We start from the raw sequence: 13,895 nt of genomic DNA, 5'->3' as shown, positions 1-13,895 counted from the left end.
TCGGGTGCGAGTCTTCCGCCCCCAACCGTTCTTGTCAATTCTTGATCGTGACCACCTTGCACATCAGCGGCAGCCGCTACTCCGCAGAGATTCGGCTACGCGCCGAAGCTACCTCCAGCCAGCCTGGAGAGCAGGAACTGCGGTCGCTACGCCCCTGCGTCGGCTCGCTTTGGGCCCGTACGGTTACTGCCTCCACGTCTGTCGAATCACCACTGACGCCCATGCCGCCAGCGGAAGACTCAACGACCTGTACGAACCTTCACCATTCTGGGGCCCAAGCCGCCATACGTTGCTCATCCCCGATCGAGGTCGCCAAGACCAGTCCGTAGGGGACCTCGTCGCGCCTTCGCTGACGGGCTCGACAGAGAGCCGCGTGGCTCGTGGCAACCGGCGAAAGCGTGCTCCCGTCATCAGGAGCACGAAGAAGACACCCAGGCGGCGTGACTGACAGCGACGCCGGGCACCAAGAGGTTCGTCAACATCGATCGAACCATTTCATCTCGAAAGGAGATTTCTTTATGTTGGTAGCGTTTTACGTGCGTGTGTCCACAGGTCGGCAGGCCGAAGAAGGGGTATCTCTAGACGGGCAGGTCGATCAGATGCAAGCATGGGCAGCGTCTGGCGGACACCAGGTCGTGGAGACATACATCGACGCCGGCCTAACGGCGACCGATGATCGACGCCCCGAGTTCCGGCGGATGATCGCAGACGCGACATCCGCCGCACACCCGTTCGAGGCGATCGTGGTCTTCTCGCAGTCCAGGTTCTACCGGGACGCCATCGCATTCGGGATGTACGAGCGGCAGCTCCGTCGCCACAACGTCAAGCTGATCAGCATCACGCAGCCCACTGCCGACGACGAAGCCGGTCAGATGGTCCGACAGATCCTGTCCTCGTTCGACGAGTACACGTCTAGAGAAAACGGGAAGAACGTCCGCCGCTCCATGGTCGAGAACGCGCGCCAGGGGTTCTTCAACGGGTCGAAGCCGCCGTTCGGATACATGGCGGTTGAAACCGATGTGAAAGGGCGGAATGGTCTCAAGCGAAAGCTTGAGCCCCACAAGGAGGAGGCCGAGGTCGTTCGCAACATCTTCAAGTGGTCCATTGCAGGAGACACCGGCGTCCCTTGGGGCATCAAGAAGATCGCGTCGCATCTCAACGACACAGGTGTGACCCACCGCGGAAAGTCGTGGCGCAAAAACATGATCGCCCAGATCGTCAACTCAACGACGTATTGCGGAGACTATGTCTTCAACCGCCGCGACTCCAGAACGGGAGAGTTTCGTGAGGATGATGAATGGGTCATCACCAAGGTTCCCGCCATCGTCACCAAGGAAGACGTCGAGAAGGCCGCCGCTCTCCGTGCGGATCGCGCACCGAACAAGGGGTCGACCGAGTTCCGTAAGGCGGCCTCGAAGACCTTGCTGACCGGGTTGGCGAAGTGTGCGCATTGCGGCGCAGGCCTCGTCTTGGTCTCCGGTAAAGGCGGGGCCTACGACTACTACCGCTGCGGGACGCGGGTGTACAAGGGGTCAGACCTCTGCGACATGCCCAACGTGCCGCGGGAAGAGCTCGATGCTGTTGTGCTGCAAGTCGTCGCGGACCAGGTCCTTCAGCCGGAGCGCATCGAAGGCATGCTGGAGCAACTTCGCACCGACATCGCGGCGATGCAGGCCCCCGATAGGGAGCGAGAGAAGCTCCTCCAGCGCCAGCTGGCGCGGGCGACAGAGCAGATCAACACGTGGTACGAGCTGGTCGAGTCCGGCAAGCTCGAGATGCTTGACTCGCTGCGAGACCGCCTGACCTCCGCGCAGAAGCAGATGGCGCACATGTCAGCGGAGCTGGCCGAGATCGGGAAGCGGCGTCAGGTTCCGCTGAAGAAGTTCGGCAAGAGCCAGATTGACGGCTTCGCGGGCACCATTCGCTCGGAGATCATGGTTCCGGGGAGCAAGTACGCAAAGCCATACCTCAGCGCACTCGTCTCGGAAATCCGCATCAGCCCGGCGGGAGCCACAGCCAAAGGAAGCCATGCTGACATGGCGGTGGCGGTCTCCGGGTGGCGCCCGGGCACCCCCGGTTTGGTGGTGCCCAGGCACGGATCAAATTGGCGCGGCTGGCAGGATTCGAACCCACGACCCCTTGGTTCGTAGGTGAGATTTCGAACTTAAGCCGTTGATTTCATTGGACTTTTCTGAGCCACTCACTCCCCATTTTGCGCTGGTTGGGTCTGTTTTGGCGGGGTCAGTCCCCCGAAACTCCCCATACAGGTCACAGTATTCATCCCTGAGCAGCCGTTGAGCGGTCCGCTCAGTGCACCGCCGTGGTGATCGGCGGCAGCGCCGCGACTTGCAGCAGCAAGGCGTCGATGCTGCGCACCCCGAACTTGTTGCGCACCGACTGGATCTGGGTGCGCACCGTGGCCAGCCCCACACCGTGGGACTGCGCGATTTCGCTGGCCTTCTGGTTGGCCAGCAGTGCCGCCAACACCCGGGTTTCGGTCTGGGTCAGGCCCTGGCGCAGCGCCAGCATCTGCAGCGCCAGGGCCGAGCCGGGCAGCCGCTGGCCAATCATCACCAGAGCCACTCGGTGGTTCAAAGAGGGCTCCCAGATCGGTGTGACCGCCAGCATCGTCCGCTCCCCCTCGTCGCCCAGTTGCAGCAGACGCGCCCGTTGGCGATCGGCGGCTTCACGCAACGCCATCTGGAACTCGGCGTGGCCCGCATCGGTGCCTCGCACCCATTGGTCGCGCAACGCCAGCACCCTCCCCGCCTCCAGCTCGCGCTGCGCGGTCCGGTTGGCGAACAGCAAGCGCCCGTCGCGGTCGCAGGCCAGCAGGCCACAACCGATCTGGTTGATCATCGCGTTCATCAGCACGCCGCCGGGCGCGCTGCCGTCCAGCATGGCAGGCACGGCCTGCGTCAGGGTCAAGCTTTCAGTGTTCATGGTCCTCTCCTGCGGTGCGTTCGGCCGCTTTCCGTTCGTGAGGCGACGGATTCACAGCCTGGCGGACGCCCAACCACTGCGTCGGGCAGGCGCCCGCACAGCATCGTCCTGGGGGTGCACTGTGAACGTCCTGGCCCGCACAATCACCCCCCAGCCAGGGGGCGAATGCGCCCGGGATGGCATGCGAAGCTAGAGCCGTGAAGAACACGTCCAAAGTCAGCCAGATCCGATCGCTGGCCGCTGCCGGCCTGCCGCCGGAGGGCTTCATTTCGGCCGTGCTGGAGGCGCTGCACGGCGTCATCCCGTCCTACCGCAACTTGTTCGACTGGACCGACCCGGACGGCCGCCTGGTGCGCTACTTCTTCGAGGGGCCCATCGACCACGAGGTGGCCAAGCACTACTTCGAGGAGTTCCACAACCGCCGCGAGCTGGAGGTGATGCCTGCCTTTCGCGACACCATCACCGGCAAGGCCTCGGTGCAGTCGGCCGAACAGCTGGACCAACCGGCCTTCTACGAGTCGGCGCTGTACAACGAGATCTGGCGGCCGCAGCGCCTGAAGACCCGCATCGAGACCATCGTGCGCGCAGGCAATGGCACACCACTGGGATCGCTGGTGCTGTACCGCGGACCAGGTGACCGCCGCTTCACCCAAGCGGATGAGCGGCTGCTGGAACGCATCGCCCCCTACGTGGCGCGCGGGCTGACCGCAACGACCTCAAAGTCCGCGCCCGCACCGTTCACCCCCAGCCCGTCCGGCCTGGCCTTCGTCTGCCTGGGCACCCACGGCCAGGTCACCCAGTTGTCGGCCAATGCCCACCGGCTGCTGCTGCTGGCCCATGGCGATGTCACGCCCGAGCGCGCCGCAGCGGCCCCCACAGCCGAGAGCTTTCCGGTCCTGGCCACACTGTGCCGCCAATGGTTATCGCAGCGCGACGCCTTCCAGAGCTGCTCACTCCAGGTGCAGAACGCCTGGGGCCAGTTCGTCTTCGATGGCTGCGGCCTGCGAGGCGCGCAAGCCGATGCCGGAGCGCAGCTGCACGTCACCATCAGCCACCGCGAGCCCAATATCGTCGCCGCCCGACGCGCCGTGGCCTCGTTCGAGCTGACGCCCGCGCAGCAGGAGGTCTGCCTGCTGCTGCATGCCGGTCACTCACAGACCGAGGCGGCCGATCAGCTGGGCGTGTCAACCGCCACGGTGGTGGACCACGTGCGGAAGATCTACGCCAAGCTGGATGTGCATTCGGTGATTGAGTTGGTCAATCTGATCAACACTCGGCAGCATGTGAAGACCTGACTACTGACTACGCTGGTGTCGCCTTCCACGTCGCAATGTCGATGACCTGCGCCTTAGGATTGCCCTGCGTATGAGCGTTTGCGAAGAACTCGACCCGAACCTGTGACTCGTCCAGAGTGATGAGGCCCCAATTGTCCGAGTAACGTGACTCGACGAATTCCGACTCGACGTAGGTGCGTGGCTTGAAGCAGGCCACTCCAGAGGAAATGAGCTCGTGGAAGCCCTCTGGGTGCGTGAAGAAGTGATTGCGGTGAATATCGCCGCCCAGAAATAGCGCGCGGCGACCAGAGTCGGCTGCGTCGCCTTCGCGAAAAGCCAGCAACTCTCGCAAGCGCTTCGCCTCAGCCGGGTACTTGCTCACCGAATCGCCCTCACTGAACGCGGAACCCGTCGCAACGATGGTGATGGCTGGCTGACGGTAAAGGGTCGGGTCAAGCTGCTCAGCCAACCATTGCTCCTGGGCCTGCCCGAACAACACCGGCTTCCATTTGTCAGGGCGCGTGCGGTAGGTCCGCCCATCCAGCATCAGCACCTGGACATTCGGAATATCCCTGTAGCTGCAGTACATGTGCGGTCGGTTGTTGTTGCGGGCAAAGCCCATCCAGCGATCGAACTTCTCCCGAGTGGTGGCCAGGTAGTCTGGCGGCGCCTCGGCACCGTAGGTGTCGTTGGGGCCGCAGTCATGGTCGTCCCAAACTGCCAGCGTGGGCACCGAATCGATCAGACGGCGAAACGTGGGCACCTTGAACTGATCCACATAGCAGTCTTCCAACTTGTCAAACAGCCAGTCTGTGCCATCCCAGCTCATGTAGGCGTTGTCGCCCAGCATCAGCAACAGGTCGGGCTGGGCCTCCAGAATTTGTGCCCAAGCCGGCTGGTCTCGCCGGTAAGTGGCATAGGCGCAAGAAACGAAAGCGATCTTGGTGGCTCCCATCACAGACTCCGGAGGTGTGCAAAGAAAAACATCGGGCGGACAACCCGCCCGATGCTATCCGCCCATCCTGCGTTGCGCTTCATCTGGATTGCGGAGATCGCCACCCTAGCTCGCCAGCGACCGAGCTGCCCTCAGCTGCCCCAGCCCTGGCGCACCGAAAAGGCCGACGGCACCACGGGCACTGCGGGCAGCGGTCGCGGCCCCAGGTGCCCCTCGTGCAAGCCCACCAGGTCGAACACCCGCTCCAGCGTGGGGCGGGCCAGCTGGCTTGCCCGGTGGGCGCCGGCGATCAGCACATCCTCCACGTCGTCGGGCCGACGGGCAAGCATCTGACGGCGCTCCAGGGCCGGGCCGAAGCGCTCTACCAGCAGATCCACCAGTCGCCCCTTGAGCAGGCCATGCCGCACACCACCGCGGCGGTAGGTTGCCTCGATCTCGGCCAGTTCCTCGGGCTGCGCCAGAAGGCTCAGCATCCGGAAAACGTTGCAGGCGCCAGGGTCGCGCGGCGCGCTGATCGGCAGGCTGTCGGTGGGGATGCCGGCCACCAGGGCCTTGAACTGCGCGCGCTCGGCAAAGATCGGCAGGGTGTTGCCATAGGACTTGCTCATCTTGCCCTGCCCGTCCAGGCCGGGCACTGTGGGCGTGGCGCTCACCAGGGCCAGTGGCTCGCGAAACACGGCCTCGCCGTAGGCCTCATTGAACCGGGACGCCGTGCGCCGGGCCAACTCGATGTGCTGGAACTGGTCCGCCCCCACCGGCACCACCTCGGCGTTCTGCAGCAGGATGTCAGCGGCCTGCAGCACCGGGTAGCACAACAGGCCCGCGCTGGCCGCCAGGCCCTTGTCCACCTTGTCCTTGTAGCTCACGCAACGCAGCAGGTCACCGGCAGGCGTCACGCACTGCAGCACCCAGGCCAGCAGAGTCACCACCGGCAGGTCGCTCTGGCGGTAGAGCGTGGTGCGCGCCGGGTCCATGCCCAGGGCCAGGTAGTCCAGCGCCAGCTCCAGGCTGTCGCGCCGCAGCGCGGCGCCATCGCGCACGGTGGTCATGGCGTGCAGGTCCGCCACGAAGATCAGGCTCTGGTTCCGGGCCTGCAGGTCCAGGAACAGGCGGATCGCACCCAGGTAATTGCCCAGGTGGGGGCGGCCGCTGGGCTGCACACCTGATAGCACGCGCATGCCATGCGTCAGCTCCGTCAGCACGTAGGGCGGGAGGTCGCCAGACGGCGCACCGGCCGCAGTCGCTTTCTGGGGGGTCGAAGAGGTCGTCATGTCAATCTCCGGTGTCAGGTCAGAAAGGGAAACCGCTGTTCACAGTTCAGGCACGGCGGTAGAGGTGGGCCATGCGGCGCAGCACCACAGTCGCCTCCGGGCCGATGCGGCGCCATGCCGCCTTGGCAGGGTCATCGGCATGGAAGTGGCGCACAAAGCCCAATGCCAACTGCCTGGCCGCCTCGCCGGTGTAGGTGTGCAAGGTGTCGCTGCATTCGATGCCCGGAACCGGCCGCAGGCCGTGTTGCAGGGCCAGTCTTGGAAGGGCGCTGCTCAGGTCACGCACCACCAGCTTCTGCTGCACCCACCAAAGGCAGTCCTGCGCGGCCTCGCTGTCGCCGGCCAGGCTAGCGCAGTAGTCCACGTCGGTCAGCACCAGCAAACCGCCCGGCCGCAGCGCACGGACCATGTGCCGCAGACCCGCTCCCAGATCGTGCAGGTGAGTCGCCGTGAACGAGCACAGCACCAGATCCTGCGGCTGCAGCTCGGGCGGCATCGGCGTCGCATCAACCGCGCCCAGGTAGGTGCGCGCGACCACTCCGATCTGCTTGGCTCGCGCCTGCGCATGTGCCAGCAAGCTGGCGTTGCAGTCCATCAGGCTCAGTTGTCGCGGCAGGCCGTGGGGTGCTTCAAAGGCCGCGACCGATGCGCCGTAGCCCGAACCCACATCGGTCACCCGCAGCCCCGACGGGCCGCCCAGCGTCTGCAGCGCCCGGCCCAGCAGCGGCAGCGTGTGCAGCGCGAACTGCACGTTCATGCGCTGGCGCTCTTCGCTGCTGATACATGTCGCCGTACCGTAAGAATCCTTGACCGCCGTGTCGGCGGTGGCCACCGTGCTGAGGTTCATCGCAATCTCCAGTTCAAGGCTTGGACGAGTGGGCCGCCGATGCACCGTGCTTCGGCGTGGCTTGACTGTCTTCCTGATGCGCACCTGAACCACGACAAATGCCGGCAATCCGCAGGTTTGAGGCAACATCGGCCTGGAGGGGTGGCCGCTGACGGGCGCCGGCCAGTGGCGGGCCGCAGCAGATCTGACATGCCTGCACGCGAAGAACTGCAACAGACACTGGACGAGCCGCTCGGCGACTGGTCCCGGGAAGCCTGGGTCGCCCATCTGGTTGGTCGCTACGGCGCCGCGCGCCCGTACTGGCTGAGCCTGTGCTGCCGCACGCCTGAGCCGGCGGACCCTGGTCGTCTGAAGCGGCTCCCCAGCGAGGTGCCGCGGCTGTCCCTGCTCTACCAGTCGCTCGCACCGCTGGACCCGCTGCACGAGCCCCCCGAGCACCTGGCGCGTGAGGCCGCCGTGGCCATCCTCGCCGGCCGCACCCGCCCCGCCCACGCCGACACGCTTTCACTGCCCACCAGCCCGACCGCGCCAGACCGGCTGGTGGCCCAGTGCCGCATGACCTGGCTGCACCAGGCCGCCGCTGCCCATGACGAGCTGAGCGAAGCCGAGCGCTGGCTAGCCGCCGACATGCTGGGCCAACTGAGCGACACCCTGCGCTTCCGCGCCCTGCCCCTGCAGGGCGCGCAGCAGGGCCCGGGCCTGCAGCCCGCCTTGTGGCGGCCCATCGGTCGGCCGGGGGTGGCCAGGCTGGCCGTGCGCATCGGCAGTTGCTGGCGCGGCTTTGCCGATGAACGGCCGGCATGGCGCCACGATTTGGCGCCGCTGGCCGCCGCCGCATGCCTGGTCACCGTGGCCGAGTGGCGCTGGTTCACCGAACAAGCCAAGGGCTACGCCGACCCCCAGGCCCTCTGGTGGCAGGCCGCCGGCCCCGACGCCCAGCGCTGGCTGGCTTCCCGGCCGAACGATCGACCGCCCGGACTGGACGACCCCCGATTCAGCCAGCCCCTGCAGCCCATGGTGGGCCTCAACCAATACGAGGCGCTGGCCCACGCTGCATGGCTGAAGAAACTACTGCCTGGTGATGGCAGCGAGGCAACTGACGTGCGCCTGCCCACCGAGCTGGAATGGGAGGCCGCCGTTCGCGGGCCACAGCTGGTTTGGTTCGGCCCGCAGAGACACTGGCCCCACGCGAGCGGCTGGCGCCGCCTGTGGCCCCAGTGGCGGCCGGCGCCTAACGACTTCAATCACGACGCAACTCGCTGCAACCGGCCCACGCCGGTAGGGCTTTTCCCTCAATCGGGTTCGCCTACCGGTCTGCTGGACGCCTCAGGCATCGTCTGGGAGGGGTGCAGCAGTGAATTGATTTCGGAATTGCTGGCGCACGGCGTCGGCACGCCAGGCAGCCGGGAGACCTGTCGCCGCACAACCAGATGGAGAGTCTCTGCTGTTCCGAGCCTTGCCCGGCGGCGGCTTCAACCGCAGTTCACTCCGTTGCCGCGTCGCATGTCACGTCCGACTGCCAGTAGGACACAGCGACATCGGAGTTCGGATGGTGCGCAGTGTGCTACCCCATTCAGGACCCTGGACCCGGGTATTGAAGGCAGTGCACCAATGGTGGAGCCAGGCATTGGCGTGGGCGGGCCAGCCTTCGGTGCGCCAGTGGCGCCGATGGCTTGGTCGCCGACGGTGCGCATGAGAGACTGAGCACCGTGGCCCACCCAACGCCTTCCAGCCTCCACGCCCGGGTGTCCGCGCTGCTGCCCCAGTGGCTGGCGTGGCTGCGCATTCGGCATCGCGGGCTGGCGCAACAGCATGCAGACCTGGCGCACGACGCAGCGGCTGACCTGATGCAGTGGCTCGGGCGGCAGGATCGCACTGATTTCAGCGACAGCGAGCTTCAGCGACTGGGCTTTCGCATCCTTCAGCGTCGCGTCGCCGATGCGTTCCGCGCGCAGGTTCATGATTGGGCGCGTCAGGATGGCGCAGATGAACCTGACGTGTTGAGCCAGATTCCCGATCTTCGACCCGGCGCCAACCCTCAGCAGGCCTTGCAATATGCCCGCATGCTGCGCGCGCTCGTCAGCGTGCTGTCCGGGCTGACAGCCGAGGAGCGAGGCCTGCTGGTCGGGGATGAACTGGGCGGGTCGACAGCGCCAGAAGGGGCGCGCTCAGGCGCCGAGCGCGAACGATTGCGACGCCTGCGCAAGCGGGTGAAGGAAGAACTGATCAAGAAGCACGGGTTCAACGTGCAGGATTGGCGGGAGGAGTGACGATGGAAGCGGACTGGAAACCCGTGCTTCAACTGGTCCATGTCACGGACCTGCATGTCAAGCACATCACGGCCAACCCGGCTCACGCGCTGACCGGGCGTGGCCGCTGGCTGGCGCGCAAGGCTCAGCGCCTTGTCGAGAAGTGGGATGTCGCCAACTGGAATGAAGGGACGCAAGGCCATTTCCCGTCCGCACCTGAATCGTTTCGGCGCTTCCTGGTGGAATGGCGACGACGCGACCCACTCTGGCGCGACGCGCCCATCTGGCTGGTCGATACCGGGGACCGCACGGCGTTCGGTGATGCTGCGTCCCTCCAGGAGGGCGCCCGGTATCTGTCACTCTGGCAGCAGGCACTTGGCAACTGCCCGCTACGGTCGCTCTACGGCAATCACGATGCCTGGCCCGGCACCCTGCCCCTTCTGCTGCCCGACCAGATCGATGCACAACGTCGATGGATATCTGCAACCGATGGTTGGAGTCCGGTGGACTGGCTGAGAACCCCATTGTCCGTGCCCTTGCCAGGCGGTCAGAATGCCATTGAATTGTTCGCCCTGGACTCGGTGTGCCGGCACAGCCTTGGCAACACGCGTGCGATAGGTGAGCTGGATCCAGGCGCGGTCGAGGCGCTGGTGGCACGCATGCGCATCTCGTCAAGAAGCGGCGTTGGCGGCTTGAGAATTCTGGCGATGCACCATCCTTTGGCCTTTCCGTGGGAACGGCATGAGGTCCGGCAGGCCGGCGTCCTTGCCACAATGCGCCTGAAGAATGACGAGCGAATGACCGCTGTACTGCGCAACGACAGCAATGATCCGCCCGACTTCGGGCCCTTGATGCACCTTGTCCTGTCGGGTCACACCCACCTGTCTCATCCGGCGAGCGGTCTGAGTGGAGATGTGACGTCCATCCATCAAGGCGGATTGGCCCCGACGCAACTGCAACTGGTGGGCGGCTCATTGATGCTCAACAAGAGTCGCCGTGCGGCCAGAGGTAGCCAGGACAGTGACACCGTCGAGGACCGCAGTCTTGCGGACTTTGTGCCCGCCACAGTCAATGCCGTGCGTTGCCAGGCTCAGATTCTGCAGTTCATGGCGTGCGCTGCAGAGCCGGAACACCTGTTGATGCTGCGCACACCCGTCCTTTCTGTGGATGGCAGTCGTTATGAAGCAGGTGAACCCGACGGAACGAAACTGGTCATGTCGTCACCGTAAGGCCTGCCGTCCGCGTCAATGCGCGCGCAGATCGCCAAACTCGCTGGGCTCAACACCGTCCAACTGGCACAGTTGCTGTCCGATCCAGTCGCTGTCGGGGTCAGCCAAGGCCTGACGGGCCGCTGCGTACCCACAGGCAAAAAGCGCCCTTGCCTGCTCGTCGTCGGGCACCGGCGTCCAGGTGGCAACCGTCGCCTTCTGCTCTCGTGTGCACAGGGCCTGTCCCGCCGAATACAACGCCACGCGATACATACTGCCCAGATCCGTCCATTGAACCTGAACCTCGTCGGCGGCAGACAGTGCCACATGAAACTCTGGCGTGATCACCAAAGCCGCTGCGCCCGTGCCATCCTCCTGGTCAAGCGCCAAGGCATCAAGGTCCGCAATCACCTGTCCGGCGATCCCTTCCATCAGTGACTCCGGCATGGGGGTCACAGACAGAACACCTGAGTGGCCGTGGAATACCGCCACCGCATGCCTCGCGGCATTCGCAGCGATGCGTTCTTCCTCGGCCAGCGTGAGCGTTGACCGTGCAACCGCCTGCGCGCCCAGGAGTTCCATTGGACGAGCCAAGGCCCATGGCCGCAATACCTGCTGGATCAGTTGGATGCGGCCGGGGCGAGCCGTGGCTGGACCTTGCGCGTGCTGCAACTGAAGCACCTGCGCCCGCTGACGTGTCCGCGCCACGTGCCAGCCGTGCTTGGCAGGCAACAGGTGCAGCGTGGGTGACAGGCTGACGACCTCACCCGCTCTGGCCAGCCCCTGCTGGAACTCTCGCAGCGCCTTGGCCGACTCCCGCGGCGGCAAGGCAAAGGCCTCGCAACCATTCAGCACCGCACCCGGCAGGGTCCGCATGGGCAGCGCATCGAAATCGAGTGCCAATGCGTCCGCGTTCGCATCCTGCAGCGCGTGCTCCAGCAGCGAAAACCAATTGGACAGCAGCAACTGCGCCAACTCACGCGCATGCTCATCGACCTCGTCGTCAGAAGGCCCCTCCTGGTCCGATAGCAAGACCGCCGACAGTTCTTCCTGCAACTGCCGATCAACCGCCGGAAGCCTCGCCGGTGCAGGCTGCCCGGGCTCGGCCAGCAGACCGGCCCACTGGGTGAGCGCTCGTCGGGCATCGTCCAGCCAGGCGGCTGCCACCTCGGCCGAGCCTTCCTGAACCAGTGCATGGCAAACGGCTGGATGAAGCTGTTCTGCAAATGCCGTGACATGCTGCTCGTGCAAGCGTTGTCGCAGCTCGAAAGCCTCGCTGTCCGGTTGCAGCACCTGTCGCAGCCGCTGAAGCTCTTGCTGAAGGGAGTCAGGTTTGTGCATGGTCTGCCTCATTTTGTCGGGCGACAAGGTCGCCACATGAGCACTATCGGATGAACTCACCGTTCGTCACGCGGCCTGGGTTCATTAATTTGTAACAGCTGCGACCTGATCCAGCGCCGCTGCGTTCGAGCGGACACGCGGGCACCAAAGCCTGCCTGGAATATCGCCAGCATCGCTGTTTCGTCAGGGCCGAGGCTCACAGCCGCTCCCTCCTTGCCGGAGTTTGTCCGACCCGCAGCCACCCCGCCCGATAGCGTTCGCTCCTGGGATCACCCCGATCCGCAGCCAGGAGAAACGCCATGTCGCCGCCCGCCCCACCGCCCGTCCCCTCCGCGCCCCCGCCTGTCCAGAGGCCGCCGATCGCGGCACGCCGCGCCACGCCACCGCGGCTGATGGTGCCAGCGCTGGGCCGACGACTGGGCTTGTTGGGGCTGGTCTCGGTGCTGCTGGCCGTGGCCACCTGCGCCAGTCCGGCGCATGGCTGGGACCTGGGCCTGCCGCGCCTGGAAGACCTGCGGCCCAAATGGGCGGCGGTGGAGCTGGGTGCCACCGAAGCCGTGGTGCTGCAGCTGATGGGTGACCCCATCACCCGCACCGAAGCCCAAACCCTGGGCCTGCAGCGCCTGACGCTGGAGTGGGCCGATCTGCCCGGCCGCTGCTACCGCGCCGAGTTCGTGGCGGGCCGGCTGTACCAGAAGACCGCCAGCAACGCCCACTGACCCCTCACCCTGACCCCAAGGAGATCCTGATGTCACGCCCCTTCAAGACCATGGAAGAACTGCGCCGCCACCTGCAGTCCGGCGCAGCCAGCCGCTCCGCCACCCCAACGGCGGCCCCACCCGCAGGCCCCCACGCACTGTCGACCAGCCAGGTGCACCAGACGCTGATCGAGCAGGTCGGTGAAATGGACCTGGGCCGCCTGGGCAACTGGCGCGCCCGCCGGCACCAGCGTGCCGAGGAAGAGCGCATGCACCGCACCCTGACCACCGCCCGCGCCGAGCAGGCCGCCGCGCTGATGCGCGAGAAGCTGCAGGGCGAGGTGGAAATCATCCGCATGCGCTTCAGCCAGGACTTCTCCGACCGCATTGCGGCACTGGCCGAATCGGCCGCGGCCAGCCAGGTGATGGTGATGCGCAAGCTCAAGGCCATCGAGGCCGAGGCCCGCAACTTCGTCATGTACGACCTGAAGGCCGAGACCGACGAGCTGCAGGACATGCTGGTCAACGGGGTCATCGACGAACCCACGTTCCACCGCGAAGCCAGCTTCCGTCTGCAGGGCTACGAAGCGCTCAAGCAGCGCTTCTCGGACCTGATGGACGCCTATCAGAACACCGTGCAACACACCTACCAGGGCCACCCGCGCTGACGCGGCCACCCTTCCACCCCCATCCCCCGGAGATCCTCATGCATCCTCAAGACGACGACCCCGACGCCGTGCGCCGCCTGCAACCCCGCGCCCGTGACCTGCTGGCCCGTGCCGACCGCATGCAGCAACTGCACGGCCTGGCCTATGACGCCCAGCGCCTGAGCCCGACCACCGGCCAAGCCCCCGCGACGCCGCGCCCCGACCACCCCCAGGCCCACCTAGAGGGCCAGGCCGCCCAGGCCGTGCTGCAGGCCCATGCCGAGCTGCAGCAGGCTGCCCAACTGGCCCGACAGCTGGCCGCCCAGGACCCAGTGCTGGCGCGCTTGCACACCCGCCTGCACGGTGGCCTGAGCCCGGAACTGCCGCCTGTGGTCCCGGCCGACGGTGCCGGCGCCGCGCCGTTGGCTGCCCTGCCACCGCCCACCAAGGGCTGAGCACCGC

General features: G+C 65.9%; 13 protein-coding genes. 8 read left to right on the top strand and 5 right to left on the bottom strand.

Going from position 1 to position 13,895, the window contains the following annotated elements; translation table 11 throughout:
- Positions 1–440: 440 nt before the first annotated feature.
- Entirely contained in the window at positions 441–2,150 is a 1,710-nt protein-coding gene (locus KAK07_RS02935) for a recombinase family protein (protein WP_210859023.1), read from the top strand.
- Positions 2,151–2,307: 157 nt separating this feature from the next.
- Here the strand turns inward: KAK07_RS02935 and KAK07_RS02930 are convergent, their stop codons facing one another.
- Complete coding sequence (locus tag KAK07_RS02930) at positions 2,308–2,943, bottom strand: helix-turn-helix transcriptional regulator (protein WP_210859021.1); 636 nt, start codon at positions 2,941–2,943, stop codon at positions 2,308–2,310.
- Positions 2,944–3,140: 197 nt separating this feature from the next.
- Between KAK07_RS02930 and KAK07_RS02925 the strand changes: the two genes are divergently transcribed.
- Entirely contained in the window at positions 3,141–4,238 is a 1,098-nt protein-coding gene (locus KAK07_RS02925) for a helix-turn-helix transcriptional regulator (protein WP_210859019.1), read from the top strand.
- Positions 4,239–4,245: 7 nt separating this feature from the next.
- Here KAK07_RS02925 and KAK07_RS02920 read toward each other — a convergent pair whose 3' ends face one another.
- From KAK07_RS02920 to KAK07_RS02910, 3 genes are all read right to left on the bottom strand, one after another.
- On the bottom strand, positions 4,246–5,172 hold the full coding sequence (locus tag KAK07_RS02920) for an alkaline phosphatase D family protein (protein ID WP_210859017.1): 927 nt from the start codon (positions 5,170–5,172) through the stop codon (positions 4,246–4,248).
- A 131-nt stretch (positions 5,173–5,303) separates the two neighbouring features.
- The gene (gene trpS / locus KAK07_RS02915) at positions 5,304–6,443 is read right to left on the bottom strand and encodes a tryptophan--tRNA ligase (RefSeq protein ID WP_210859015.1); all 1,140 of its coding nucleotides are present in this window, start codon (positions 6,441–6,443) and stop codon (positions 5,304–5,306) included.
- A 46-nt stretch (positions 6,444–6,489) separates the two neighbouring features.
- The gene (locus KAK07_RS02910; RefSeq protein WP_210859013.1) at positions 6,490–7,290 is read right to left on the bottom strand and encodes a class I SAM-dependent methyltransferase; all 801 of its coding nucleotides are present in this window, start codon (positions 7,288–7,290) and stop codon (positions 6,490–6,492) included.
- 189 nt (positions 7,291–7,479) lie between these two features.
- On the opposite strand from KAK07_RS02910, the gene KAK07_RS02905 reads away from it, so the two are divergent.
- The 3 genes from KAK07_RS02905 to KAK07_RS02895 are packed head-to-tail and all read left to right on the top strand — an operon-like array spanning position 7,480 to position 10,768.
- Positions 7,480–8,994 carry an SUMF1/EgtB/PvdO family nonheme iron enzyme gene (locus tag KAK07_RS02905; RefSeq protein WP_210859011.1) on the top strand — a complete coding sequence of 505 codons (1,515 nt, stop codon included), beginning with the start codon at positions 7,480–7,482 and terminating at the stop codon, positions 8,992–8,994.
- A gap of 41 nt (positions 8,995–9,035) precedes the next feature.
- Positions 9,036–9,560 carry a hypothetical protein gene (locus KAK07_RS02900; protein ID WP_210859002.1) on the top strand — a complete coding sequence of 175 codons (525 nt, stop codon included), beginning with the start codon at positions 9,036–9,038 and terminating at the stop codon, positions 9,558–9,560.
- Positions 9,561–9,562: 2 nt separating this feature from the next.
- Entirely contained in the window at positions 9,563–10,768 is a 1,206-nt protein-coding gene (locus tag KAK07_RS02895) for a metallophosphoesterase family protein (protein ID WP_210859000.1), read from the top strand.
- Between the two features lie 15 nt (positions 10,769–10,783).
- On the opposite strand, the gene KAK07_RS02890 is transcribed toward KAK07_RS02895, so the two are convergent.
- On the bottom strand, positions 10,784–12,088 hold the full coding sequence (locus tag KAK07_RS02890; protein ID WP_210858998.1) for a hypothetical protein: 1,305 nt from the start codon (positions 12,086–12,088) through the stop codon (positions 10,784–10,786).
- A gap of 299 nt (positions 12,089–12,387) precedes the next feature.
- On the opposite strand from KAK07_RS02890, the gene KAK07_RS02885 reads away from it, so the two are divergent.
- The 3 genes from KAK07_RS02885 to KAK07_RS02875 are packed head-to-tail and all read left to right on the top strand — an operon-like array spanning position 12,388 to position 13,888.
- A complete protein-coding gene (locus tag KAK07_RS02885) occupies positions 12,388–12,807 on the top strand; it encodes a hypothetical protein (RefSeq protein ID WP_210858996.1) in 420 nt (139 codons plus the stop codon).
- 29 nt (positions 12,808–12,836) lie between these two features.
- Positions 12,837–13,454, top strand: coding sequence for a hypothetical protein (locus tag KAK07_RS02880; RefSeq protein WP_210858994.1), 618 nt, complete (start codon positions 12,837–12,839; stop codon positions 13,452–13,454).
- A 38-nt stretch (positions 13,455–13,492) separates the two neighbouring features.
- Complete coding sequence (locus KAK07_RS02875; RefSeq protein WP_210858992.1) at positions 13,493–13,888, top strand: hypothetical protein; 396 nt, start codon at positions 13,493–13,495, stop codon at positions 13,886–13,888.
- Positions 13,889–13,895: the final 7 nt, after the last annotated feature.

Source organism: Ideonella alba (assembly GCF_018069875.1).
Taxonomy (GTDB): Bacteria; Pseudomonadota; Gammaproteobacteria; order Burkholderiales; family Burkholderiaceae_C; genus Ideonella; species Ideonella alba.
This window is presented reverse-complemented; position numbering and strand designations above follow the sequence as displayed.

Bases quoted from the DNA above. Each gene is read 5' to 3' on its own strand.
- KAK07_RS02890 (WP_210858998.1), bottom strand. From the start codon at position 12,088: ATGCACAAACCTGACTCCCTTCAGCAAGAGCTTCAGCGGCTGCGACAG.
- trpS (WP_210859015.1), bottom strand. From the start codon at position 6,443: ATGACGACCTCTTCGACCCCCCAGAAAGCGACTGCGGCCGGTGCGCCG.
- KAK07_RS02910 (WP_210859013.1), bottom strand. From the start codon at position 7,290: ATGAACCTCAGCACGGTGGCCACCGCCGACACGGCGGTCAAGGATTCT.
- KAK07_RS02885 (WP_210858996.1), top strand. From the start codon at position 12,388: ATGTCGCCGCCCGCCCCACCGCCCGTCCCCTCCGCGCCCCCGCCTGTC.
- KAK07_RS02920 (WP_210859017.1), bottom strand. From the start codon at position 5,172: ATGGGAGCCACCAAGATCGCTTTCGTTTCTTGCGCCTATGCCACTTAC.
- KAK07_RS02875 (WP_210858992.1), top strand. From the start codon at position 13,493: ATGCATCCTCAAGACGACGACCCCGACGCCGTGCGCCGCCTGCAACCC.
- KAK07_RS02930 (WP_210859021.1), bottom strand. From the start codon at position 2,943: ATGAACACTGAAAGCTTGACCCTGACGCAGGCCGTGCCTGCCATGCTG.
- KAK07_RS02905 (WP_210859011.1), top strand. From the start codon at position 7,480: ATGCCTGCACGCGAAGAACTGCAACAGACACTGGACGAGCCGCTCGGC.
- KAK07_RS02880 (WP_210858994.1), top strand. From the start codon at position 12,837: ATGTCACGCCCCTTCAAGACCATGGAAGAACTGCGCCGCCACCTGCAG.
- KAK07_RS02895 (WP_210859000.1), top strand. From the start codon at position 9,563: ATGGAAGCGGACTGGAAACCCGTGCTTCAACTGGTCCATGTCACGGAC.